The sequence below is a fragment of the Corynebacterium drakensteinense genome (genome assembly GCF_041224285.1).
Classification (GTDB): domain Bacteria; phylum Actinomycetota; class Actinomycetes; order Mycobacteriales; family Mycobacteriaceae; genus Corynebacterium.
In genome coordinates, this window is sequence record NZ_JAXOFP010000001.1 from 276,018 (window position 1) to 298,879 (window position 22,862).

The window sequence follows — 22,862 nt, forward strand, 5'->3', positions numbered from 1 at the left end:
CTATGACAAACATGAACAACGTATTTGCCAGCAGTGGAGCGACAGGCGGGGATAATCAAGAGTCGATATCGCCGTATGAAGATCACAGTTTGCCCTTAAAGCGGGGCTTGAAGCTCGGTAGCAGGGCATTAGCGGTAGCGACGGTCGTCTCGCTGGCGATTTGGGGTGCTGTTGCGGGCCTGCCCGGGCTGTCGGGCGTGGTGTTGGGGGCGGCGATTGGTGGAAGCTTCGTGTTGTTGACCGCAGTCAGTGTGTTGGTGACGTCGAATAGCACTCCGTCGACCACGATGGCCGTCGTCTTGGGCAGCTGGCTGCTGAAAATAGTGGTTTTGGTCATGGTATTGTTTGCGATTCGAGATTTAGACTTTTATCACACTGTTTCCTTATTTGTGACCGTCGTGGTTGTCTTGTTGTTGACTTTGGGAACAGAGGTTTGGGCAATCGTGACGTCGAAAGTCACCTTTGTTGGTTAAACTCGCATTAAGGGTTACCTGATAGTTCCTGGTATGGCGGTTACGTGGCGGGGTATGATTCGCGGCGTAACCGTTGTTCTGTTTCGGCGAGATGCAACAAAACGACAATAGTTTCTGTCGTGATATTAGTTAGTATTTCTGCTGCTAGAAATCGAAAACGAAAAATCCACCCCCACGAGGCGACAGAATTGCAATCCGCTGATAATATACTGCACGGGTAACCGCAATAGTGGTGCGCCTTTCACAGGAAACTGTAAGGGTGTGACTTTCATGCTGCGCTGTTTCCCCTGCTGTTGCCGCGCTGATGTGCGACGGAGTCCGTGGTAACGGCAGCGAGTTTGAAGACGTCCATCGCACCGCATGAGCTACTCATGCGGCCCGAACACGGGAGAGAACGCTGAGCGTTACAACTATGGCCTTTCGAGGTGAGTTCCACTCGCCTGAACTGGACCCAGAATTTTTCCCGGGGCAATACTATGGCCACATCATCCTTGATGATTTCTTGGGTGGTTGGTTCGCGCTAGACCGCTTGATGCTTGTTCGTCTGCTGATGCTGGCGATCATGCTGGTGGTCTTCCTCATCGCCTTTAGGAGCCCCAAGCTGGTTCCTTCAGGTTTGCAGAACGTCATGGAATACGCGCTGGATTTCGTTCGGATCCACATCGCAGAAGACATCTTGGGCAAAAAAGAGGGGAGAAGATTCCTGCCAATTTTGGCGGCAATTTTCTTCTCGGTTTTGTTCATGAACGTCTCGACGATCATTCCGGGTCTGAACATCTCCGCAAACGCACGTATCGGAATGCCGATCGCCTTGGCATTGTTGGCATACGTCACGATGATTTATGCCGGCGCAAAACGCTATGGCTTCGGTAAATTCGTCAAGTCTTCGGTGGTCATCCCGAATTTGCCACCGGCGCTGCATCTTCTGGTCGTGCCAATTGAGTTTTTCTCGACGTTCATCCTGCGTCCGATCACGCTGGCACTGCGTTTGATGGCGAACTTCCTCGCCGGCCACATCATTTTGGTTTTGCTGTTCAGCGCCACGAACTTCTTCTTCTGGCAGCTCAACGGCTGGACTGCATTGTCTGGTGTGACGGTGTTGGCAGCGATTCTGTTTACCCTGTACGAAGTCATCATTATCTTCTTGCAGGCCTACATTTTCGCCTTGCTGACTGCGGTGTACATCGAATTGTCACTGCACGCAGACGCACACTGACAAACTCGCGAACCACGCGGCTAATTACATAACCCCCACAGCAACTACATACTCGGCAGATGACGCCGAGGACCACGAAAGGGAATGACTTTCACATGAACGAGATCATCTTGGCACAGGCAACTGAGTCCTCCATCGAATTGGGTGCTATCGGCTACGGTCTGGCAACCATCGGACCTGGCCTGGGTATCGGTATCTTGGTAGGTAAGACCGTTGAAGGTATGGCACGTCAGCCAGAAATGGCCGGCCAGCTGCGTACCACCATGTTCCTTGGTATCGCCTTCGTTGAGGCCCTCGCCCTTATCGGCCTCGTTGCAGGCTTCCTGTTCTAAAAGAGCGCGGAAACCACACCACACTTTTTAAGACTGGAGAGCCTATGAACGTCACTTATATGCTTGCGGAGCATGGAGAGGAATTGCCACTCGAAGGTGGCAACTCCCTACTTTTGCCTGCGAACTACGACATCGTCTGGTCTATTATTCCGCTTGCAGTAGTCGTCTTCCTCTTCGCGAAATTTGTGATCCCGAAGTTCCAAGAGGTGCTCGATGAGCGCGAGGACCGGATCAAGGGCGGAATGGACCGCGCCGAAGCCGCACAGGCCGAGGCAAAAGCAGCGCTGGAAAAGTACAACGCACAACTTGCTGATGCACGTGCAGAAGCTGCCACGATTCGTGAAGACGCTCGCAAACGTGGCGAGCAGATCGAAGCGGAGCACAAAGCTAAAGCTGAAGAAGAAGCAGCTCGCATCATTGAAGCCGGTAACAAGCAGCTCGCTGCCAACCGGGAACAAGTTGTTGCGGACCTGCGTTCCGATCTGGGCCAGAATTCCATCTCGCTGGCTGAGCGCTTGCTTGGCAACGAACTGTCGGACGCAACTAAGCAGTCTGGCACCGTAGATTCCTTCTTGTCCGAACTCGACAACGTGGCACCTGCCGCAAGGAAGTAGGCAAGCATGAAAGCAGCGAGCCGCGAAGCATTGCAGCAACTCTACGCATCCATCGACGAGACCTCGTCTCAGTCTGATAATGCCGTAGCAGTTGATTCGCAGACCGGTTTGGAAATCTTCGAGGTCGTCGAAGCGATCGAAGGCGATCGGCCGTTGCGAGTCGCGCTTGCCGATAACGCAGCCACCTCTGAGCAGCGCACAGCACTTGTCGACGATGTCTTTGCGAAGCATCTTTCAGCAAGCGCGCTTGCGGTTCTGAAAAAGGCTGCGGGCTTGACTTGGTCGAACCCACGCGATTTGCGCACGGGTCTGATCTCTGCAGCCCGTCGCATTATTTTGCGTGGCGCGGAAAGCAAGAACGAACTGGAACGAGTCGAACAAGAATTGTTCACTCTGTCCCGCGTGCTAGACCGTGAAGGCGAGCTGTCGATGCTGCTGTCAGACCGACGAGTAGAAGCGTCCCAGCGGCGCTCCTTGCTCGCAGGTCTCCTCAAAGACAAAAACGTCACTATGTTCAGCGAAGCTCTAGCTTTGCAGGCCGTTGGCCGGATCGACAAGGATCCTGCTAGTGACGTCGCAGCAGTCGTTGAACAGGTCGCTGCACTACGCGGATGCAAAGTTGCTCGCGTTGTCAGCGCTGGAGACCTGTCCGACGAGCACACTGCAGCACTCGCAGACAAACTTCGCACAATTTACGATCACCGGATGTCCATCCACAATGAGGTTGACCCCAGCCTCCTCGGTGGCGTGCGCATCCACGTTGGTAATGAAGTCATTGATGGCTCGACAAAAGCTAAGCTAGAGCGCATGCGTTCGGCTTTTGCTGCTCGCTAGTCATTATTGGCTGCACTGCCGCGTACAGATACGTACAGACGATCTTTATTAAGTAATTGCTGGAAAACACAACCGAGAGCAGGAAGAACATGGCGGAGCTAACGATCTCCTCCGACGAGATCCGTAGCGCGATTGCGAACTACACCTCGAGCTATTCCGCGACGGCCTCCCGTGAGGAGGTCGGCGTGGTCATTTCGGCAGCCGACGGTATTGCCAACGTCTCTGGCCTACCGTCCGTTATGGCTAATGAGCTCCTGGAGTTTCCTGGCGGCGTTATTGGCGTCGCACAGAACTTGGACACCGACTCAATCGGCGTCGTTGTTCTGGGTAACTTCGAATCACTGGCTGAAGGTGATGAGGTTAAGCGGACCGGAGAAGTACTGTCCATCCCCGTCGGCGAAGATTTTCTTGGCCGCGTAATTAACCCCCTGGGTCAGCCAATCGACGGCCTGGGTGAAATTAAATCCGATAAAGAGCGTGCACTCGAGCTGCAGGCCGCTGGCGTGCTGGATCGCCAGCCGGTTGAAGAGCCAATGCAGACCGGTATCAAGGCCATCGACGCGATGACCCCAATCGGCCGTGGTCAGCGTCAGCTGATTATTGGTGACCGTAAGACCGGTAAAACCGCTCTGTGCATCGACACCATCTTGAACCAGAAAGAAAACTGGGAATCCGGTGATCCGGACAAGCAGGTGCGATGCATCTATGTAGCAGTTGGTCAAAAAGGTACCACTATTGCCGGTGTACGTCGCACGCTCGAAGAGCACGGCGCACTGGAATACACCACCATCGTGGCCGCACCGGCTTCCGATGCCGCCGGCTTCAAGTGGCTAGCACCGTTTTCCGGTGCTGCCCTGGGCCAGCAGTGGATGTATGAAGGCAAGCACGTTTTGGTTATCTATGATGACTTGACCAAGCAGGCTGAAGCCTACCGTGCAATTTCCCTGTTGCTGCGTCGTCCACCAGGACGCGAAGCTTACCCAGGTGACGTTTTCTACCTGCACTCCCGTCTGCTGGAACGTGCCGCCAAGCTCAATGACGAGCTCGGCGCCGGTTCGATGACGGCGCTGCCAATCATTGAGACCAAGGCAAATGACGTCGGTGCCTTTATTCCCACCAACGTTATTTCCATTACCGACGGCCAGGTCTTCTTGCAGTCTGACCTCTTTAACCAGGGTGTTCGTCCTGCTATCGACGTGGGTATTTCGGTCTCGCGTGTCGGTGGTGCAGCACAGACCAAGGGCATGAAGAAAGTTGCCGGTAACCTGCGTCTTGACCTCGCTGCCTACCGTGACCTGGAAGCGTTCGCAACGTTCGCTTCGGATTTGGATGCCGCTTCGAAGCAGCAACTGGATCGCGGTCAGCGTCTTGTCGAGTTGCTGAAGCAGCCAGAGTCGAGCCCGCAGAACGTGGAATACCAAATCGTTTCCATCTGGCTGGCTTCCGAAGGCGCTTTCGACAACGTTCCTGTCGAAGACACTCGTCGCTACGAAACGGACCTGCACGAGTACCTGCAGGGTGAAGTCCCACAGGTCTACGAGCAGATTCAGGGCGGCAAGCCATTGGACGACGAGTCCAAGCAAGCTTTGCGCGAGGCGAACGAAGATTTTGCCAAAGGTTTCCAGACCACCTCTGGCGAGCCGGTCATTGAAAACCACGAGGAACCTCTCGAGGAATCCGAAGTGGAAAAGAACCAGCTCAACGTCTCCCGTAAAAGCGTCAAGAAGTAGTAACCACTGTTACTCGGATTGATCGCTTTTCAGAACACGAAAGAAGGGAGGGAAAGAAACCATGGCTACTCTTCGCGAACTGCGCGACCGTATTCGGTCAGTGAACTCCACGAAGAAAATCACTAAAGCCCAGGAGATGATCGCGACCTCGCGCATCAACAAGGCTTTAGCTCGCGTTGATGAGGCACAGCCTTATGCCGACGAGATGAAAGAGGTAATGGAGCGTCTTGCATCAGCGACGACGCTCGAGCACCCAATGCTGCAGCCGCGCGCAGAAGTAAAGACTGCGGCGGTGCTGGTCATCACGTCCGATCGCGGTATGTGTGGCGGTTACAACTACAACGTGCTGAAGCGTGCCAACGAGTTGGAAAAGCTTCTGGAAGAAAAGGGCTACGAGGTCAAGCGCTACGTTGCCGGCGGTAAAGGTGTTGATTTCTATCAATTCCGCGACGTCGACATCGCAGGGCAGTGGACCGGTTTCTCCCAGGACCCGAGCATGGAGGCTACGCATGACATGCGCCAGCATCTCATCGAAGGTTTCCAAGCCAGCTCAGAAGGTACGGCACCACATCGCGACGGCGTGAACGTCGCAGAGGGTGAAGACCTGTTCGGTTTCGACACTGTCCACGTCGTGCACACGACGTTCGTGTCGATGCTGGTTCAGGAAGTCAACGTCCAGCAGCTTCTTCCCATTGAGCCTGTTTATCAGGACGAAGAAGTTATTGACGAGGACTTTTCCACCACTCATGGCGAAACCGAAGCACAGATGGAATTCGAGCCGGACCCAGAATCTTTGCTCGAAGCTCTGTTGCCGAAGTACGTTTCACGTATCCTGTACGCAATGCTTCTAGAGGCCTCAGCTGCTGAATCGGCTGCACGCCGTACGGCCATGAAAGCAGCGACAGACAACGCTAATGACTTGGTCAATGACTTGTCGCGCGTTGCTAACCAGGCCCGTCAGGCACAGATTACCCAGGAAATCAACGAGATCGTCGGTGGCGCTGGTGCGCTTGCCGGCAGCGGAGAAAGTGACTAAATCATGACTACAGCTCTCGATGAGCAGAACACGCAGGAAGGTAGCGCCAACGCTACCGGCCGCGTCGTGCGCGTCACCGGTGCGGTCGTCGACGTGGAATTTCCGCGTGGTGCGATGCCTGCTTTGTACAACGCGCTGACTGTCGAGGTCACCCTCGAGGCAGTCGCCAAGACCATCACGCTGGAGGTTGCTCAGCACCTCGGCGACAACTTGATTCGTACCATCGCTTTGGCACCGACCGACGGACTTGTCCGTGGTGCTGAGGTTGCTGACACCGGCAAGCCAATCAGTGTTCCTGTTGGTGATGCCGTGAAGGGCCACGTGTTCAATGCACTCGGTGAGTGCTTGGACGAGCCTGGTCTGGGCCGTGACGGCGAACAGTGGGGCATCCACCGTGATCCACCACCGTTCGACGAATTGGAAGGTAAGACCGAGATTCTGGAGACCGGAATCAAAGTTATCGACCTGCTTACCCCGTACGTTAAGGGCGGTAAGATCGGCCTGTTCGGCGGTGCAGGTGTTGGTAAGACGGTTCTGATCCAGGAAATGATCACCCGTATTGCTCGTAACTTCTCCGGTACTTCCGTCTTTGCCGGCGTCGGCGAGCGTACCCGTGAAGGTACCGACCTCTTCCTGGAAATGGAAGAGATGGGCGTTCTGCAAGACACCGCCCTTGTCTTCGGCCAAATGGACGAACCACCAGGGGTACGTATGCGCGTCGCCCTGTCTGGTTTGACCATGGCGGAATACTTCCGTGACGTGCAAAACCAGGACGTGTTGTTGTTCATCGACAACATCTTCCGTTTCACCCAGGCGGGTTCCGAGGTTTCGACCTTGCTCGGCCGTATGCCTTCCGCTGTGGGCTACCAGCCAACCCTGGCTGACGAAATGGGTGTTTTGCAGGAGCGCATTACCTCCACCCGCGGTAAGTCGATTACCTCGCTGCAGGCCGTGTACGTTCCTGCAGACGACTACACCGACCCAGCTCCGGCGACGACCTTCGCCCACCTGGATGCCACGACTGAGTTGGACCGTTCCATCGCTTCGAAGGGTATTTACCCAGCGGTGAACCCACTGTCCTCGACGTCTCGTATCCTCGAGCCAGGTATCGTCGGCGAGCGTCACTACGCCATCGCCCAGCGCGTGATCAACATTCTGCAGAAGAACAAAGAACTGCAGGACATCATCGCCATCCTGGGTATGGACGAGTTGTCGGAAGAAGACAAGGTCACCGTTCAGCGTGCACGTCGTATCCAGCGCTTCTTGGGTCAGAACTTCTACGTTGCAGAGAAGTTCACCGGTCTGCCTGGTTCGACTGTTCCGTTGGAAGACACCATCGACGCTTTCGAGCGCATCTGCGATGGCGAATTCGACCACTACCCAGAAATGGCCTTCGACGGCTTGGGTGGCCTCGACGACGTTGAGGAAAAATACAAGAAGATGAACGAGAAGTAGGAAGTAGGCGACACACATGGCTGAATTCACCGTGGAACTCGTCGCGGTCGACCGTAAGCTTTGGTCCGGCCAGGCCACCATGGTCACTGCTGAGACCACCGATGGTGAGCTCGGCGTGTTGCCTGGGCACCAGCCCCTACTTGGTCAGTTGTTGGATAATGGTGTCGTCACCATCACCTCCGACAACGGCGACCGCGTCGTCTTCGGCGTACAAGGTGGTTTCCTGTCTGTATCTAAGGACAAGGTCACCGTTCTGGCTGACTGGGCGATTACTTCTGAAGAGTTGGATCCTTCGGTTATCGAAGAATTTGAAAACTCCGACGACGAGTACGTTCGCGAACACGGCACCACCGCCCGCCGTGCGCAGCGTCGCGCTGAGCTGGTCTAAGTGACCGGCCTAGGCCAGCACAAGGCCTAGTAAAATCGGGCCCTTCCCGCATTTTGGGAAGGGCCCCTTTTGTGCGTTTGGTCGCCTTCTTAGTCACGGGGCTCACCCCGAAATTAGTGTAGGTTCATTTCACAAACACGGGTGCGCACATTAAACTAAGCCAAAATTTCTTCTGTTGTTTAAGGTGGCAGCTTAATGCAGGATTCAATTGGCAGCTTTTTAGCATGGTGCGGATTATTCGCATTGGTCTTTGTTGCGGGCTTAGCGGCGTGGAAGTTTTTTACGCTGCGCTCAAAAGGAAATGCGGTCATTGCTCGTCGCCTGCCCGCTAAAGGGACGCATGGCTGGCGACATGGACGCGTCGTGTGCGACGGCCAGAAGCTCAACATGTACAAGCTTCGCTCCTTATCACCCTCTGCAGATGTGGTGCTTGAACGCAAAGAATTGACGCTACACCGTCAACGTTCAGTCACAGATGCCGAGGGTGTTTTCATGTCAGGGTCGCTGCAAGTGCTGGAAATCTCCACGCCGGATGATCATTTCGAGTTAGCGGTGGATCACTCGACCGCTATGGCGCTGACCTCTTGGCTCGAATCCGCACCCGATAGCCGACAGGAGCGGTATAACCCGCAACGCCTGCGCTAGGGTAGTGGGCATGCGTTTAGTGATTGCCCAGTGCTCCGTTGATTATGTGGGTAGATTGGATGCACATTTGCCTGCTGCTGACCGCCTCATCATGGTCAAAGCGGATGGCTCAGTGTCGGTACACGCGGACAACCGTGCCTATAAACCGCTGAACTGGATGACCTCACCGTGCACTCTAACCGAATCCGCTATCACTGATATCGACGGCGAAGACACAGAAGAAAAACTGTGGGTGGTGGAAAACCCCCAGGGTGAGCAATTGCGAATCACCTTACACGCCATTCACCATGACACGAGCCATGAACTTGGCGAAGATCCGGGCCTGGTCAAAGACGGAGTAGAAGCCCACCTGCAAGAGTTGTTGGCCGAACACATCGCTACGCTTGGCGACGGCTACACCCTGGTGCGACGCGAATATCCCACGGGTATAGGCCCCGTTGATATCCTCGCACGAAACGCTGATGGCGAAACCGTCGCGGTGGAGATTAAGCGCCGCGGCGGTATTGATGGAGTCGAACAGCTCACCAGATACCTCGAGTTGCTTAATCGCGACAGTCTGTTAGCTCCAGTGCATGGTATTTTTGCGGCCCAGCAGATTAAAGAACAAGCAAAAACGTTGGCCCAGGACCGCGGAATTCGTTGTGTCACCCTGGATTACCAGGAACTGCGGGGGCTGGAGAGCAACGAATTGCGGTTGTTTTAAATGGCTGCGAAGAAAAGACGTGGACCGAAGGGGAAAAAAGCAGGCACCGCGCGGCGGGCGCACCATATTCCTTCGCGTATTCCGACGGATGGTGGGTCGCTGTTCGGCACGCAGGTTGCCGCAGGCCCGAGTTGGGATTTTGGGCGGCCTTATGAATACCGCCAGATTGCAGCGGTGAGAGCCGTGAAATTCTACGTGTGTCCGGGCTGCAACGTGGACATACCACCTGGGGTGGGCCATATCGTGGCCTGGCCGCGCGATTCCGGCGGGCAAGGTGAAGACCGCAGACACTGGCATACCAACTGTTGGCAGCGTCGCTGACAGGCCGCACCTAGCAGTATTCACGCCTGCACAGGCCAGCGTGTGCAGGTGGAAATGCGTTGGCGGCCACAGAGAGGCTACCGAACGGCGCAACCGAAAATGGGCGTTAGCTATCGGCTGAAAACAGGTAGCCTGGGGTCTATGATTGTGGCTTTTTCTGTTGCACCAACCACCACGAATGAAACCGGCGAAATGTCAGAGGCGGTAGCCTAAGCGGTGCGCGTCGTGCGTGAATCGGGGCTGCCGAATGAAACGAATTCGATGTTTACCCTGCTCGAAGGTGAGTGGGATGAAGTGTTCGCCGTGGTGAAAAAGGCGACAGCAGCGGTAGAAGCTGTTTCACCGCGGGTGTCGTTGGTAATTAAAGCCGATATTCGTCGTGGTGTTACTGATGGTCTTACCTCGAAGGTCGACGCTGTTAATCGGCACCTGGCAGAAAAACCATCCCAATAGACGTGAGACCAATTACTCTGCTTGCGGGAGAAACTTCCACACACTCCCAAACTTTTAGGAGGTACACACTTCAATGACTACTTCGCAACAGCCCGGACAACCTGGACAGACCGGACAAGAACCGGCACGTTTTGCCGCATCCGCAGTGGATCTGGAGCAGCTCAAAAACCATGCACAAACTGCGAATTCCGGTGCCGGAGCTCCGGGTAACGCCGCTGGAGTCGGGCCTGGTGCGGCGACCGCTCAAGCTGTACCTGGCGGGGGCCCGGATGGCCAGAGTTCGTCTATTCCAGCGTATTTCGAGATCACGGACCAGAACTTTGAAGCCGACGTCGTCCGGCGCTCCACCGAGGTGCCCGTCGTCGTGTTATTGGGCACCTCGCGCGCTGCCGAATCTGATGAGATGAAGCGCAATCTGGAAGAACTCGTCGTTGCGGATAGCCGACTTGGTGCCGTGGTGTTTGGCTATGTCGATGCAGATAAAAACCCGGCTATTGCCCAAGCTTTCCGTGTCGAAGCGGTTCCTACCGTCGTCGCTTTGGGGCAAGGCCAACCGTTGACGCAGTTTCAAGGCGCACAACCTGCAGATGTACTCGCACAATGGCTGGATGCTTTGATTCAACAAGTCGGACCAAAACTGGCTGGCGCCCACGGCGCGATCGTGGATCCCGCAGAAGGTTCTACAGATAGCTCCGAGAGTGATATCAGTGTGGATCCGCGCCACGATGCTGCAGAGCAGGCGCTTGCTGCTGGTGATTACGCGCAGGCACGCGAGCATTACGACGCGATCTTGGCTGACGATCCCGCCGATAAGCAGGCTAGCTTGGCGCGCAAGACGGTCGAGGTCATCGAGCGTTTTGATCCTGCGAACCGCAGTGGGGATGCCATTGCGGAAGCCGATGCAGCGGCCGACGACGTCGACAAGCAACTTGCCGCTGCGGATGCCGAAGTTTTGGCGGGAGCACCGGAAAAGGCGTTCGAGCGGTTGATCTCGACGATGAAAACCACCGCGGGAGATGACAAAGAGCGCCTGCGCACCCGGGTGATTTCGCTGTTTGAACTCTTCGACCCAGCAGATCCGCGTGTTCAGCAAGCGCGCACCAACCTCGCGAGCGCGCTGTTCTAGGCGGTGCCCGAGTCTTCGTTTTCCGTGTCGCCGGTAGCGTACTTTTCGCCTTCGCACAGTACCGGCAGTTCTGGGGAGCGAAGTCTATTGTCGCGTGCCCATGCATGCTTGCTGGTGCTTTAAGCTAGTAGGTGGATACTTAAGACGGAGCAGCGCGTCGCAACCAACGCGTGTAGAAAGAGACGACTGAGATTATGACTTCCACGTCCGCATCCAATGAGCCACGAGCCACGAAGCCACGAGCCGCTGAACCCGGAGCTGGAAAGCCGGTGCCAGAATCCGAGCCAACCACCAGCGAAGATTTGCTGATCGATTTTCGCAACGTCGCCTTGCGCCGCGGCGGCAACCGCTTGGTCGGCCCGGTGGACTGGCAGGTAGAGCTTGATGAACGTTGGGTGATCATTGGCCCCAACGGTGCCGGTAAAACGTCGTTGGTGCGCATGGCATCGGCTGAGGAATTCCCGTCGCAAGGTACCGCTTTTGTGATGGGAGAGAAATTTGGCGCTGTAGACATGCGGGATGTGCGCGCTATGGTGGGCATTTCTTCTGCGGCGCTAGGCAACCGTATTCCGGCGGGCGAGCGCGTTGATGACCTTGTGGTATCGGCCGGTTATGCGGTGCTGGGGCGGTGGCGCGAAGATTATGAGTCTCTCGATTTCGAGCGGGCCTACGATATTTTGGAGCAAGTCGGCGCATTCCACTTGATGGAACGTACCTGGGGCACGTTGTCTGAGGGTGAGCGCAAACGCGTGCTGCTGGCGCGTGCGCTGATGACGGATCCCGAACTGCTCATTTTGGACGAGCCCTCGGCCGGAATGGACCTTGGTGGTCGGGAAGATCTTGTCGGCTACCTCGGCGATCTCGCGATGGACCCGGATGCCCCGGCGATCGTGATGATCACCCACCATGTTGAAGAAATCCCCGAAGGGTTTACCCACGCGATGCTGCTGGATGAAGGCGAAGTCGTGGCGCAAGGTTTGCTTGACGACGTGTTGACCTCCGAGAACCTGACCAAAGCGTTCCACCAGCCGATCCAGGTTGATCGTTTGGGCTCACGCTTTTTCGCGCGGCGCACCAGCCGCGGCCGTGGTTCGCACCGCGCCGGATAACAAGCGAGGTGAATAGTTAATGCTCGAGATCCCGGCACGCGCGCAGTTTCATTGCCAGCACCACTCCGACCAGGTTGATGCGATCAACCCGGAAGACATGACGGGTTATCAGGGTGCACGCTTGGCAGCGACGGTGTTGCTGGTTCGCGATGGTGCCCGGGGGCTGGAGGTTTTTGCCCAGGAACGGGTGTCGACGATGAAGCATTTCCCTGGAATCACGGTGTTTCCCGGCGGCGGGGTGGATCATCGCGATTTCCCGGCACGTTCCTGGAACTCGGGGGAGCATTGGTGCGGTCCTTCCGCGGTGTCGTTGGCGCGGCGGATGGAGACCAACAAATATAAAGCCCACGCCCTGGTGTTTGCTGCGGTGCGCGAACTGTTCGAAGAAGCAGGAGCGCTGTTGGCTGTGCACGGCGAGGGCGCTCCGATTGAGAATGTGGCGCCGTATAGCTACGCGCGGCGGTTGTTGGAATCCCACGAGATCGCGCTGTCGGATGTGATGCAGAAGCACGATCTTAAGGTGCGCTCGGATTTGTTGCGCCCTTGGGCACGTTGGGTGGGTAAATCGGATCGCACGCACATGTGGTTCGATACGTTTTCTTTTGTCGCACGGGTGCCTGATGGACAGCGCCCGGCGCCAGATCCTGGTGGTGAGGCCGAAGATGCGAACTGGTTTTCTCCACAGCTGCTTCTCGACGGCTGGCGGGCTGGGTTGGTGCGTTTTGTTTTGCCGACCTGGGCGCAACTCCAGAAATTGGCGACGTGTCGAACGGTCGCTGATGTCATGCGGACTGCCGATGAGACTGTGATTCATCCCATCGTCGGCAAGGGATGGCAAGATCCGGCGTATCGTGAGTTCTTGGAGTATCAACCGGCCGATCGCATTGGGAAGCTGTTCTGAGTTATTGGCTTTTCACGTACAAGCTGACCACCCTGTCTAGTTGAACTAGACTGAGTGGTACAGTTATCTGCCGAAGGGGAAAACTGCTTTGTGCTAACTACAGCGTGCCCACAGCGCTCTAACTCACAAGGCTCTAACCCACACGTTGTAACCCACAGCGCTGTAACCCACAACGCTGTAATTAGTCGAGTATGCAATGCGTTAACAGAAAGGAAGGTGGCAGTGATGCCAACCATCGTGGCTTTGGTGAAAACTGTGCCAGATACCTGGTCAACCAAAACCTTGCGTGATGATGCGCGCTTGGACCGCGAATCCGTCGCCGTGATCATCGATGAGATCAACGAATTCTCGCTGGAGCAGGCTTTACGCGTGCGCGAAGACGGCGCCAAGGCGGGCGTTGATTATCAGGTCGTGGCGTTGAGCATGGGGCCAGCACACCATGAAGAAGCCTTGCGTAAAGCCATCGCCATGGGCGCCGACGATGCGGTGCACATTACTGACGACGCCCTGGGCGGCTCCGATGCACTGGGAACGGCTTTTGCCTTGCACAGTGCGCTAGAAACCATCGATGATGTCGCTCTGATCATCGGCGGCAATTATTCTTCCGATGGTTCTACCGGTACGGTGCCGGGCTTGCTTGCAGAATTCCAAGAAATCCCCGCGCTGACCGCCGTTCATGAACTAAACGTCAGTGGCGACACCGTGAATGCTACTCGCGAAGATAACCGCGGAACCTGGCAGCTTGAAGCCAACCTGCCGGCTTTGGTGACCGTGACAGATAAGGCAGACAGCCCACGCTTCCCGAAGTTTAAAGGCCTGCGACAAGCCAAAAAGCATGAGATGAAAACCGTTGATGTTGCCGGGATCGAGCTGGATGCCGATATGGTCGGCGCAGCTAACGCAACTTCTCGCGTGCTTAGCCATAACCAGCGTCCTGCACGCACCGCGGGTACGGTGATCGATTCTGGTAGCCCAGAAGAGCAAGCCCGCAAGATTGCAGAGTACTTGGCAGAAAACAACCTTATTTAGATTTATCCGCGAGGGAGTAATTTTATGTCACAGGTATATGTGCTGGTAGAACACGATAAAGGGCAGCTCAAGCCAGTTACTAAAGAACTTTTTGCCGCAGCGCGCCCGCTGGGCGTGATCAACGCAGTAGTGGTCAGCGCACCGGGCGAAGGTGACGCGTTAGCAGGCGAGCTTGCTGCGCTCGGCGCGCAGAAGGTGTATTGCGCTGAGGCCGATGATTATGGCCAGCGATTGGTGATGCCGGAAGTCGAAGCGCTGTCTGCCGTGGCAGCGACCACCCCTGGCCCAATCGTGGTTTCCGCAGATACCGCGGGCAATGAAATCGTTGGCCGGTTGGGTGCCCGCTTGGCTTCGGGAATTCTCGCCGATGTGGTTGGCATTAACGACGACGGTTCTGCGTTGCACTCCATCTTCGGCGGTTCAGTTGATGTGGTTGCCCAAGCAGAAGGTGATTGCCCGCTGTATAGTCTGCGCCCTGGTGCTGTCGAACCAGAAGCACAGCCCGCGAAAGGCACCGGCGACGTCGTCAAGCTCACCGTCGATGGTGCTGCCGACAATGAGGTGCGCGTTGCCTCGTTTACACCGGCGGTGGCTGGCGATCGGCCAGATCTGCTGCAAGCGAAAAACATCGTTGCCGGCGGACGCGGTGTGGGATCAGCGGAGAAATTCAGTGAGATCGTCGAGCCCTTGGCAGATAGCCTTGGTGCGGCAGTTGGAGCCACCCGCGATGCTGTTGATGACGGCATGTACGCCCCTGCACACCAGATCGGGCAGACGGGCGTGACCGTGAGCCCGAAACTGTATATCGGTTTGGGCATTTCTGGTGCCATCCAACATTTGGCCGGGATGCAGACCGCAGAGCACATCATCGTCGTGAACCAAGACGCAGATGAGCCATTTTTCGACATCGCGGATCTGGGCATCGTTGGCGATCTGTATGAGATTGCTCCAGCGTTGACCGCAGAATTGCAGGCACGCGCCAACGGCTAGCCCGACAGCGAGTGCACCGGTGACGACGTAAGCTAGAGGCTATGACTTATCTCGATCACGCCGCGACAACGCCCATGCGCCAAACAGCGATCGATGCTTGGGTTGCAGCAGCAGGTGAGCTCAACCCGAGTGGCCAATATGCTGCCGGGCGCCGGGCGAGGAGTGTGCTGGATTCGGCGCGCGAGACCGTCGCGGAGTTGTTGGGATGCGAGCCGATCGAGGTGATTTTTACCGCCTCGGGCACTGAGGCCGACAATATTGCGGTACAGGGTCTGTATGCCGCGAGCGATTCCAACCGCGTGATCGTCCCTCCCTCAGAGCATTCGGCCGTGCGCGATGTTGCGCGCACGCTGGGGCAACGCGGAGCACAGGTGGTGGAGCTGCCTGTCGACGACACCGCCCGGGTATGCGATCTGTCTCCATTGGACACCCCGGCGGCGGTGGCGACGTGCATGTACGCCAATAACGAGATCGGCACCATCCAGCCGATCGCGGAAATTGCCGAACGCGCGGCAGCGGTCGGCACCCCCGTGCATGTCGATGCCGTGCAGGCCGTCGGCAAGCTACCGATTAACTTCCATGATCTGCAAGCCACGACGCTTGCTGCCAGCGCACATAAATTCGGTGGGCCGCGCGGCACCGGTTTGTTGTTGGCTAAACGCACCCCGGCGCCGAAGCCGCTGTATTTCGGTGGTGGGCAAGAACGCGGGATTCGACCTGGCACCGTCAATGTGGCAGGTGCGGCCGGGCTCGCCGCTGCATTGCGGGAAGCGGTGCAGGAACAAGAACATGAGCGTGCGCGGACGGCGCAGCTGCGCGATCGGTTGCGCTCGTTTATCACCACCCACATCGACAATGTCGTGGTGAATACCCCGGAGTCCGCTTTGCCGACACACCTGCACGTTTCTTTTCTTGGCACCGATGGCGACAGCCTGATTATGTTGATGGATCGTGCAGGAATCGCGGTATCGACGGGTTCGGCATGCGCGGCGGGGGTCAACCGCTTTAGCCATGTGCTCGAGGCCATGGGGGTTAACGATGCCCGCGCTCAGGGGGCGCTGCGCTTTAGCGTGGGCTATACCACCACAGAACACGACATCGACGAGGTATGCCATCAGCTGCCCGAGATTATTGCTACCGCACGCAAGGTCTCGGATCTTTAAGAAGTATCTAGGTTCTAAACAGCCACAGAATGCTAGACAGCTGCAGAACGTAGAAATTCACAGAACGCTAGAAAGCCGCGACTTTCTAGGAAGCCACGCGGCCCGAGACGCGACGTGCTAGCTCGCCCAATTCTGGGTCTGTGCTGTGTCGAGGTAGCGTGCAGCAATCGCACCTTTCAGTAGCGCGGCACTGAGTTGGTCAGCGGCCGGCGTCCCTGCCTTCGGCAGGGCCGAATCGGTGGCGAGTACCACGATATTCCCGCCGCTGCGCCCCTGTAAGGTGCCGGCATCGCTGATCAGCGCGACCTCGGCGAAAACCTCGTGCAATTCCGCGATTTCTTGCTGCGCTTGCTCAACGCCGCTGTGCACTCCGCAGTTGCTGATAAACAATCCGCCCGGCACCAGGCAGCCGTGCACTGTCTGGTAAAACTCGCGGTTGGTGAGAGTTCTTGGGGTGGTAGTGCCGGAAAACACGTCACGGATCAGAATATCTCGGCTAGCCGGGGCAAAGCTCTCGGTGACTTCTGCGGCATCCCCGGCACGGATTTTCACCGTGGGGGAGCGCGGGATATCAAACCATTCGCGGACGTATTCGCCCAAGCGGGCGTCTAACTCGACGACGGTATGCCGCGATTTCGGCCATTTCCACGCCAGGTAGCGGGCCACAGAACAGGCTGCCCCTCCGAGATGAGTCACCCGCAGGCGCGTGGTATCCCAGCTGTGGGCGTTGGTGAAAGTCTCGATGCTGGTGACGAACCAACGCATATAGGCAAATTCCAGGTATTCTGGCTCGCCAATCACGACGTGCGAGCTGGGAACACCATTGATGTAGAGCCAATAACCGTTATCGCGGAAAGAATCTGGCGTGATTTCGGCGTAACCAGTGCTGATCACATAACGCCCGATGATCGACGCGGAATTGTCCACCTGGTTTTTCGCCCGTTTGCGTCCCATAGCTTCAGTATTTTACTGAGTCGGCCGGTAGCTTTTTATCTCCTTGCCAGATACATTCTGCGACTCGCGGCGAAAGGCAGCCAAACCCACAATGCCTGGCTTTGACAGCGGGCTTAAACTAAAGGGCATGCGAGTATTGGTAGCGATGTCCGGCGGTGTCGATTCTTCGGTGGCAGCCGCACGTGCGGTTGAAGCTGGCCATGATGTTGTCGGTGTGCACTTGGCGTTGCATCAGGATGCACAACAGACCAGGGAAAAGGCCCGCGGTTGTTGTTCGCTGGAAGATGCCGCCGATGCCCGTCGTATCTGCGACAAGCTGGGCATTCCGTATTATGTGTGGGATTTTTCCGAGCGTTTTAAAGAACATGTCATTGAAGATTTCGTGGAATCATACGCGATCGGAGAAACCCCGAATCCGTGCTTGCGCTGCAACGAAAAGATCAAGTTCCGTGCGCTGTTAGAAAAAGGCATGGCCTTGGGCTTCGATGCCGTGGCGACAGGCCATTACGCCACCATCGACGATGACGGGTATATGCGGCGCTCGCCGGATCAGAACAAGGATCAATCTTATGTGCTGGGCGTGATCAGCGCCGATGAGCTCGCGCATTGTATGTTCCCGGTTGGCGATACCCCGAAGCCACAGATTCGGGAAGAAGCCGCCCGGCATGGCTTTTCCACGGCCTCCAAGCCGGATTCTTATGACATCTGCTTCATCCCGGATGGTAATACCCAGGCCTTTTTGGGGCGCTCGATTGGTCTGCGCCCAGGCATGATCGTCGATAAGCACTCCGGTGAGCAGCTGAAAGAACATGACGGCGCGTGGAATTACACCATCGGCCAGCGCAAGGGGCTGGATATCAAGACTCCGGCGGCAGACGGCAGGCCGCGCTATGTCACCGATATTGATGCTGCTACCGGGACGGTAACTGTTGGTTCGCGCGAGGACCTGCGCATTCAAACCATCGGAGCGGATCGTCTGAAATACCTACACCCGGCCATGGACGGTGAGCTGGATTGTTTGGTGCAGGTACGCGCTCATGGCTCCGTGGTTGCCTGCCGCGCGGTGATTGACCGCGATGCGGATTCGATGCAGCTGGAGCTGAAAGAGCCGTTGTCGGGCGTTGCCCGTGGCCAAGCAGCGGTGTTATATCTGCCGACCGACGACGGCTTGGGCGATATCGTGCTCGGCTCGGGAACGATCTGCGCCACCAGCGCCTAGGGTTCTAGGTTTTTAGGGATACTGGAACGTCCATGAATACTGCACAGACTGGTTATCTGGCTTTAGGCCCGGTGGCAGGCACCTCGATGACTGCGGCCGGCGATATGGTGATCAGCGAATTTGGTGACCGGTTGCACCTGCCAGCTCTGCCGCAGCGTGGTTTGGGTTCGGATGCGGTTGGCTACACCGCGGCGTTACTGGAATCGTTGAGTGTCGATCGGGGAGCGCGGCGCTGGCAGCTTTCTGCCCGCCCGCAACGCTGGTGGTGGTTTTTGCGCGATCTGCGCGAACGCGATACCGACGTGCTCGAAGAAACCTGGCAGTACCCGGGCGCAGAGATCACCGTGCACGTCATGGGGCCGGTGAGCCTGGCCAGCCAGATTGAACTTGCCGATGGCCACCGCGTGCTTAGTGACCGCTCCGCGTTATTTGATCTTGCTGATGCTTTGGCCGTGGGGGTGGAAAACTTTCGTGCGAGCATCACTCGGCGTTTTTCAGTTGCGACGAGAGTGCAGATTGATGAGCCGTATTTATCCGCCTGCGTGCGCGGAGAGGTTCCCGGTGCCACCGATTATCACCAGATCGCACCGCTGGGCGCCGAGGATGCTGCCACGCTATTGCAGCGGTGTGCGGGTGGCAGAATTGATGCGCTGAATCTCTCCGACGCTGATCATGCACCACTGGCGCGAACGATTGGGTATTGTTCCGGGGCGCAAGGCGACGGTGTGGCGGAGATCATCGTCGACCAGCGAAATTTGCGCAGCAGTGACAACCTCGACGGTTTCGCTGAACTCATAGATTCCGGGATGCGCGTGGGACTAGCAACCGTGCCGGCCACTATGGTCTGGGACGATCGCAGCGAAAACCCGCGCAGCCTAGCGATTTCGATCGCGCGGCTGCTCGATATCGTCGGCATTAACCGGCAGGATGGTGCTCGGTTGCTCGACATTTGCCCGCAGCCTGGTTTACCTGGGCAGAATATTGTTGAGTGCGCGCGCACTTACCGCCTTAGCGCTTTGGTTGCGCGGATGCTTGTCGACGATCTGGGTGATCTGTAGTTTCCGCGCCGCGTCGCTCCAGCATGTGGTAGACGATCAGCGTGACCGACGCTGCCATCAGCAGCGCGAGGCCCCACCAGACCCAGATCGGGACAACGGAGTTCCAGGCGACGACGTAGGCGATAAACAGCGTCAACCCGATGTTGATTAGCAGGTTGATGATTTGGATGGACAGAGCACCTTTTTTCTCGCGGGCTTTCCATGCGGCAAAGCCCCAGTTGAAGATCAACAAGAAAACCAGGATGAGGTTGATGATGGCATTCATGTTTAGACTTCCTCTCCTGCTAGTTGCAAACCAATGTGCTCGACGCCGCGCGGGGTATTACCAGCGACGAAAGTAGCGCGTTGTTTGTGCGGAGCGATCACCAGCATTGTGGAATAGCCACCGGTTTGCCCGTTGTGCCAGCCAGCGCCGCTATCGTCATCCCGTGCCGAGGCAGTTTCTGCCCATCCATATTCCGGGAGTCCAATTTCTAGCAGGTGCTTGGCGAATTTCGCCATATCGCCAGGGGTAGAGCGCACCATGCCCGTGGGTGCGTAGCCTTCGGTGATCCAGGGCTGCGCGTTGCGCCCATTGTTGAGCAAACCAGTGCTGCTGCGCTCGACATTCTGTTCCGTTGCGACAAACGTATCGTCCATGCCCAGCGGGGTGAAAATTTCGTCGTCAAGCAATTCTTCGTAGCTCAGCCCATGGTGTTCTGCCAGCGCCCAGCCGAGCAAGGCATAACCGAGGTTGGAATACTGCTCTTCGCCACGATTTTCCAGCTCCGAGATTTCGTTGGCGGCAGTAATGACATCATCGCGTCCGATGCCCTGATACGGATTGGTACCGAAGACGGAAAATCCCAGGTTCGAGCTAAAGCTCACCCCGGCCAAGCGTGGCAAGCCGCCGGTGTGGTTCGCCGCTTCTTCCACAGTGACTTCCGCGATCGGCTCCTCGAGCTCGTCGATAAGCTCGCCCAACGTGGTATCCAACTCCAGATCGCCGTCCTCGACTTCCTGGCGGAGCAACTCGACGGTCAGCATCTTGGTTACAGAACCGATCTCTATTTCGGTGTCCTGATCAGCACCCCAGCCAGCAAACGTGGTGGTGTCGTCGGAGATGCTGAACGCCGCCAACTGGTTGTGGCCGGGAACCGCTAATTCGGAGAGCTCGGTGGCTAACTGCTCATCGCCGGTGGCTTGAGTTGCCAAGCTAATACGCTGTGGGCCCAGAACGATGGCGCCGACAAAAACGACAGCGCCGACAACGAGCGCGGATACGAGCGATTTTTTCATACTTATCATCTTATAGTGGTCAGCATTCTGACCCTGACTTCCGGTGGCTGCACAGTGGAAACCAACCCCAGCTGCTTAGCCCTGCATCGGCCACGACGTTGCTACCGAGCTAGTATCCCGGTCGCGGGAGGCGAGATAGCGTTTAAATTCTGTTTGCATCTCGTAATAGCCCACCGCCTGGTATTCCATCAGCTCGCCGTCATCCAGCTTGGCTAGCTCCGGGAAGCGCTGATTGACCTGTTTCCAGGCGATCCTCGCAGCCGCCATGGCATCGGCGGTTGCCTCGTGGGCATTATCCAGTGGTACGCCGTATTCTTCGCACACCTTGCCGAGCGTGCGCGGCCCCTTGCGATATTTATCCTTCAACTTGTCGATGACAAAAGGATCAAACACCGGCCCGGTAACCGTGAAATCTTCATCCAAGCTACGCAACACCGTCAGGTCATAATTCGCGTTGTAGACCACCAGCGTCTTGCCTTCTTCCCAACCTTTTTTGATCGCGGCGATGGTATCAGCCACCACCTCGTCATGGTCACGACCATGTTCCCGGGCATACTCCGTGGTGATGCCGTGCACGTCAATTGCTTGCTGCGGAATTTCGATGCCGGGATCAGCCAGCATCTCTTGCGAGTCGACATTCGCACCTTCGATAGAAACCAAAGCAGAGGTGACGATTCGGGCTTGATGGGCAATATTCGACGTGGTTTCCAGATCGAATGCCAGCATGCGGGACGCGTTGAAACTCATGACCTACAGCCTAGACGTGCAGCCTCACACACCACAGATATCACCTCGCCATTAGACTGGATTGTCGTGAGTGAACTAGACGATGCTGGATTGCGACGACACTGGAAAGAGCTTGCCGACGAGGTTCGGCACCACCGGGAGCGCTACTACAACGAGCAACCCGAAATCCCCGATGCGGAATTCGACAAGCTACTGCGCGAGCTGGAAGAACTAGAACAAAAACACCCACAGCTCGCCGTGCCCGATTCGCCAACCATGCAGGTCGGCGCGCCGGTGCCGGAAGAATCTAGTTTCGCCAACGTCGATCACCTCGAGCCCATGCTCAGCTTGGATAATGCTTTCGACGAAGATGAACTCCGCGGCTGGCTCGCACGCACCCCGGCACCGGCTTATCTCACCGAGCTAAAAATCGACGGGCTGTCAGTGGACCTGGTCTACCGCAATGGAGAACTCGAACGCGCCGCCACCCGTGGCGATGGCACTACCGGCGAAGATATCACCGCCAACGCCCGCGTCATCGAGGACATCCCGCACGCACTCACCGGGACCGAAGAATATCCCGTGCCCGAGCTGATCGAAATCCGCGGCGAGGTCTACATGAACCCCGAAGATTTCGCCGCTATCAACGAACAACGCGTGAAACTCGCCGAAGAACGCGGCAAGAAGCCCGAGACTTTTGCCAACCCCCGCAATGCCGCAGCCGGCGGTTTGCGCATGAAAAACGTCGAAGAGGTGAAAAAGCGTCGCCTGCGCATGATTGCACACGGCCTTGGTGCACGCGAAGGCTTCGCGCCGGGCTCACAGTGGGATGCCTACCAAGCGCTCGCGGCGTGGGGCTTGCCGGTATCGCCGTTTACCAAGCGCGTGGAATCAAGCGCAGAGGTCATCGAACAGGTGCACTACTGGGACGAGCACCGTCACGACGCTTTCTTCGAAATGGATGGCCTGGTAGTCAAGGTTGATGACTTGTCGACGCAGCGCAACCTTGGTGCGACCTCACGGGCACCGCGCTGGGCGATCGCCTACAAATACCCGCCGGAAGAAGTCACCACCACCCTGCGACAGATTGAAGTTGGGGTGGGGCGCAC

At 57.0% G+C, this 22,862-nt stretch carries 25 protein-coding genes and 1 pseudogene; 22 read left to right on the plus strand and 4 right to left on the minus strand.

Annotated features, from left to right (window positions below):
- The first annotated feature begins 11 nt into the window (after positions 1-11).
- From U1140_RS01255 to U1140_RS01345, 19 genes and pseudogenes are all read left to right on the plus strand, one after another.
- Complete coding sequence (locus U1140_RS01255; RefSeq protein ID WP_369845622.1) at positions 12-473, plus strand: Cg1360 family ATP-synthase-associated protein; 462 nt, start codon at positions 12-14, stop codon at positions 471-473.
- A 412-nt stretch (positions 474-885) separates the two neighbouring features.
- Positions 886-1,689: a F0F1 ATP synthase subunit A gene (atpB, locus tag U1140_RS01260; RefSeq protein ID WP_369845623.1), complete on the plus strand. Its 804-nt coding sequence runs from the start codon at positions 886-888 to the stop codon at positions 1,687-1,689.
- Between the two features lie 95 nt (positions 1,690-1,784).
- Complete coding sequence (locus U1140_RS01265; protein ID WP_018120014.1) at positions 1,785-2,021, plus strand: ATP synthase F0 subunit C; 237 nt, start codon at positions 1,785-1,787, stop codon at positions 2,019-2,021.
- A gap of 44 nt (positions 2,022-2,065) precedes the next feature.
- Positions 2,066-2,635 (plus strand): F0F1 ATP synthase subunit B, encoded by a 570-nt coding sequence (locus U1140_RS01270; protein ID WP_369845624.1) that lies wholly within the window; start codon positions 2,066-2,068, stop codon positions 2,633-2,635.
- 6 nt (positions 2,636-2,641) lie between these two features.
- Positions 2,642-3,469 (plus strand): F0F1 ATP synthase subunit delta, encoded by an 828-nt coding sequence (locus tag U1140_RS01275; protein WP_369845625.1) that lies wholly within the window; start codon positions 2,642-2,644, stop codon positions 3,467-3,469.
- A gap of 56 nt (positions 3,470-3,525) precedes the next feature.
- Complete coding sequence (gene atpA / locus U1140_RS01280; protein WP_369845626.1) at positions 3,526-5,199, plus strand: F0F1 ATP synthase subunit alpha; 1,674 nt, start codon at positions 3,526-3,528, stop codon at positions 5,197-5,199.
- A 61-nt stretch (positions 5,200-5,260) separates the two neighbouring features.
- A complete protein-coding gene (locus tag U1140_RS01285; RefSeq protein WP_369845627.1) occupies positions 5,261-6,235 on the plus strand; it encodes a F0F1 ATP synthase subunit gamma in 975 nt (324 codons plus the stop codon).
- Positions 6,236-6,238: 3 nt separating this feature from the next.
- Positions 6,239-7,690 carry a F0F1 ATP synthase subunit beta gene (gene atpD / locus U1140_RS01290; protein WP_369845628.1) on the plus strand — a complete coding sequence of 484 codons (1,452 nt, stop codon included), beginning with the start codon at positions 6,239-6,241 and terminating at the stop codon, positions 7,688-7,690.
- Between the two features lie 16 nt (positions 7,691-7,706).
- Positions 7,707-8,078 (plus strand): F0F1 ATP synthase subunit epsilon, encoded by a 372-nt coding sequence (locus tag U1140_RS01295; RefSeq protein ID WP_369845629.1) that lies wholly within the window; start codon positions 7,707-7,709, stop codon positions 8,076-8,078.
- A 195-nt stretch (positions 8,079-8,273) separates the two neighbouring features.
- The gene (locus tag U1140_RS01300; RefSeq protein WP_369845630.1) at positions 8,274-8,723 is read left to right on the plus strand and encodes a DUF2550 domain-containing protein; all 450 of its coding nucleotides are present in this window, start codon (positions 8,274-8,276) and stop codon (positions 8,721-8,723) included.
- Positions 8,724-8,733: 10 nt separating this feature from the next.
- Positions 8,734-9,426, plus strand: coding sequence for an endonuclease NucS (gene nucS / locus U1140_RS01305; protein ID WP_369845632.1), 693 nt, complete (start codon positions 8,734-8,736; stop codon positions 9,424-9,426).
- A gap of 66 nt (positions 9,427-9,492) precedes the next feature.
- The gene (locus U1140_RS01310; protein ID WP_369845660.1) at positions 9,493-9,747 is read left to right on the plus strand and encodes a hypothetical protein; all 255 of its coding nucleotides are present in this window, start codon (positions 9,493-9,495) and stop codon (positions 9,745-9,747) included.
- Positions 9,748-9,888: 141 nt separating this feature from the next.
- Positions 9,889-10,200: pseudogene (locus U1140_RS01315) on the plus strand (MTH1187 family thiamine-binding protein).
- Positions 10,201-10,273: 73 nt separating this feature from the next.
- Positions 10,274-11,326, plus strand: coding sequence for a tetratricopeptide repeat protein (locus tag U1140_RS01320; RefSeq protein WP_369845633.1), 1,053 nt, complete (start codon positions 10,274-10,276; stop codon positions 11,324-11,326).
- Between the two features lie 194 nt (positions 11,327-11,520).
- The gene (locus U1140_RS01325; RefSeq protein ID WP_369845634.1) at positions 11,521-12,435 is read left to right on the plus strand and encodes an ABC transporter ATP-binding protein; all 915 of its coding nucleotides are present in this window, start codon (positions 11,521-11,523) and stop codon (positions 12,433-12,435) included.
- A gap of 19 nt (positions 12,436-12,454) precedes the next feature.
- On the plus strand, positions 12,455-13,336 hold the full coding sequence (locus U1140_RS01330; RefSeq protein ID WP_369845635.1) for an NUDIX hydrolase: 882 nt from the start codon (positions 12,455-12,457) through the stop codon (positions 13,334-13,336).
- A 225-nt stretch (positions 13,337-13,561) separates the two neighbouring features.
- The gene (locus U1140_RS01335) at positions 13,562-14,365 is read left to right on the plus strand and encodes an electron transfer flavoprotein subunit beta/FixA family protein (protein ID WP_369845636.1); all 804 of its coding nucleotides are present in this window, start codon (positions 13,562-13,564) and stop codon (positions 14,363-14,365) included.
- 24 nt (positions 14,366-14,389) lie between these two features.
- Positions 14,390-15,355 carry an electron transfer flavoprotein subunit alpha/FixB family protein gene (locus U1140_RS01340; protein ID WP_369845637.1) on the plus strand — a complete coding sequence of 322 codons (966 nt, stop codon included), beginning with the start codon at positions 14,390-14,392 and terminating at the stop codon, positions 15,353-15,355.
- 41 nt (positions 15,356-15,396) lie between these two features.
- Entirely contained in the window at positions 15,397-16,518 is a 1,122-nt protein-coding gene (locus tag U1140_RS01345) for a cysteine desulfurase family protein (RefSeq protein ID WP_369845638.1), read from the plus strand.
- Positions 16,519-16,635: 117 nt separating this feature from the next.
- Here U1140_RS01345 and U1140_RS01350 read toward each other — a convergent pair whose 3' ends face one another.
- On the minus strand, positions 16,636-17,472 hold the full coding sequence (locus tag U1140_RS01350) for a spermidine synthase (protein ID WP_369845639.1): 837 nt from the start codon (positions 17,470-17,472) through the stop codon (positions 16,636-16,638).
- Positions 17,473-17,599: 127 nt separating this feature from the next.
- Between U1140_RS01350 and mnmA the strand changes: the two genes are divergently transcribed.
- Complete coding sequence (gene mnmA, locus U1140_RS01355) at positions 17,600-18,691, plus strand: tRNA 2-thiouridine(34) synthase MnmA (protein WP_369845640.1); 1,092 nt, start codon at positions 17,600-17,602, stop codon at positions 18,689-18,691.
- 32 nt (positions 18,692-18,723) lie between these two features.
- Entirely contained in the window at positions 18,724-19,749 is a 1,026-nt protein-coding gene (locus U1140_RS01360) for a uroporphyrinogen decarboxylase/cobalamine-independent methonine synthase family protein (protein WP_369845641.1), read from the plus strand.
- Here the strand turns inward: U1140_RS01360 and U1140_RS01365 are convergent.
- The 3 genes from U1140_RS01365 to U1140_RS01375 form a co-directional block, all read right to left on the minus strand.
- Entirely contained in the window at positions 19,700-20,014 is a 315-nt protein-coding gene (locus tag U1140_RS01365) for a hypothetical protein (protein WP_369845642.1), read from the minus strand. The genes U1140_RS01360 and U1140_RS01365 overlap by 50 nt on opposite strands.
- A 2-nt stretch (positions 20,015-20,016) precedes the next feature.
- Positions 20,017-21,027, minus strand: coding sequence for a serine hydrolase domain-containing protein (locus tag U1140_RS01370; RefSeq protein WP_369845643.1), 1,011 nt, complete (start codon positions 21,025-21,027; stop codon positions 20,017-20,019).
- 75 nt (positions 21,028-21,102) lie between these two features.
- Entirely contained in the window at positions 21,103-21,774 is a 672-nt protein-coding gene (locus U1140_RS01375; RefSeq protein ID WP_369845644.1) for a 3'-5' exonuclease, read from the minus strand.
- A gap of 66 nt (positions 21,775-21,840) precedes the next feature.
- Here U1140_RS01375 and ligA point away from each other — a divergent pair.
- On the plus strand, positions 21,841-22,862 hold a 1,022-nt coding region (gene ligA, locus U1140_RS01380; RefSeq protein WP_369845645.1), incomplete at its 3' end, for an NAD-dependent DNA ligase LigA.

Bases quoted from the DNA above. Each gene is read 5' to 3' on its own strand.
- U1140_RS01340 (WP_369845637.1), top strand. From the start codon at position 14,390: ATGTCACAGGTATATGTGCTGGTAGAACACGATAAAGGGCAGCTCAAG.
- atpB (WP_369845623.1), top strand. From the start codon at position 886: ATGGCCTTTCGAGGTGAGTTCCACTCGCCTGAACTGGACCCAGAATTT.
- U1140_RS01330 (WP_369845635.1), top strand. From the start codon at position 12,455: ATGCTCGAGATCCCGGCACGCGCGCAGTTTCATTGCCAGCACCACTCC.
- mnmA (WP_369845640.1), top strand. From the start codon at position 17,600: ATGCGAGTATTGGTAGCGATGTCCGGCGGTGTCGATTCTTCGGTGGCA.
- U1140_RS01255 (WP_369845622.1), top strand. From the start codon at position 12: ATGAACAACGTATTTGCCAGCAGTGGAGCGACAGGCGGGGATAATCAA.
- U1140_RS01370 (WP_369845643.1), bottom strand. From the start codon at position 21,027: ATGAAAAAATCGCTCGTATCCGCGCTCGTTGTCGGCGCTGTCGTTTTT.
- U1140_RS01285 (WP_369845627.1), top strand. From the start codon at position 5,261: ATGGCTACTCTTCGCGAACTGCGCGACCGTATTCGGTCAGTGAACTCC.
- nucS (WP_369845632.1), top strand. From the start codon at position 8,734: ATGCGTTTAGTGATTGCCCAGTGCTCCGTTGATTATGTGGGTAGATTG.
- U1140_RS01375 (WP_369845644.1), bottom strand. From the start codon at position 21,774: ATGAGTTTCAACGCGTCCCGCATGCTGGCATTCGATCTGGAAACCACG.
- U1140_RS01350 (WP_369845639.1), bottom strand. From the start codon at position 17,472: ATGGGACGCAAACGGGCGAAAAACCAGGTGGACAATTCCGCGTCGATC.
- U1140_RS01275 (WP_369845625.1), top strand. From the start codon at position 2,642: ATGAAAGCAGCGAGCCGCGAAGCATTGCAGCAACTCTACGCATCCATC.
- U1140_RS01295 (WP_369845629.1), top strand. From the start codon at position 7,707: ATGGCTGAATTCACCGTGGAACTCGTCGCGGTCGACCGTAAGCTTTGG.
- U1140_RS01265 (WP_018120014.1), top strand. From the start codon at position 1,785: ATGAACGAGATCATCTTGGCACAGGCAACTGAGTCCTCCATCGAATTG.
- U1140_RS01345 (WP_369845638.1), top strand. From the start codon at position 15,397: ATGACTTATCTCGATCACGCCGCGACAACGCCCATGCGCCAAACAGCG.
- U1140_RS01270 (WP_369845624.1), top strand. From the start codon at position 2,066: ATGAACGTCACTTATATGCTTGCGGAGCATGGAGAGGAATTGCCACTC.
- U1140_RS01365 (WP_369845642.1), bottom strand. From the start codon at position 20,014: ATGAATGCCATCATCAACCTCATCCTGGTTTTCTTGTTGATCTTCAAC.
- U1140_RS01320 (WP_369845633.1), top strand. From the start codon at position 10,274: ATGACTACTTCGCAACAGCCCGGACAACCTGGACAGACCGGACAAGAA.
- U1140_RS01325 (WP_369845634.1), top strand. From the start codon at position 11,521: ATGACTTCCACGTCCGCATCCAATGAGCCACGAGCCACGAAGCCACGA.
- U1140_RS01335 (WP_369845636.1), top strand. From the start codon at position 13,562: ATGCCAACCATCGTGGCTTTGGTGAAAACTGTGCCAGATACCTGGTCA.
- atpD (WP_369845628.1), top strand. From the start codon at position 6,239: ATGACTACAGCTCTCGATGAGCAGAACACGCAGGAAGGTAGCGCCAAC.
- U1140_RS01360 (WP_369845641.1), top strand. From the start codon at position 18,724: ATGAATACTGCACAGACTGGTTATCTGGCTTTAGGCCCGGTGGCAGGC.
- U1140_RS01300 (WP_369845630.1), top strand. From the start codon at position 8,274: ATGCAGGATTCAATTGGCAGCTTTTTAGCATGGTGCGGATTATTCGCA.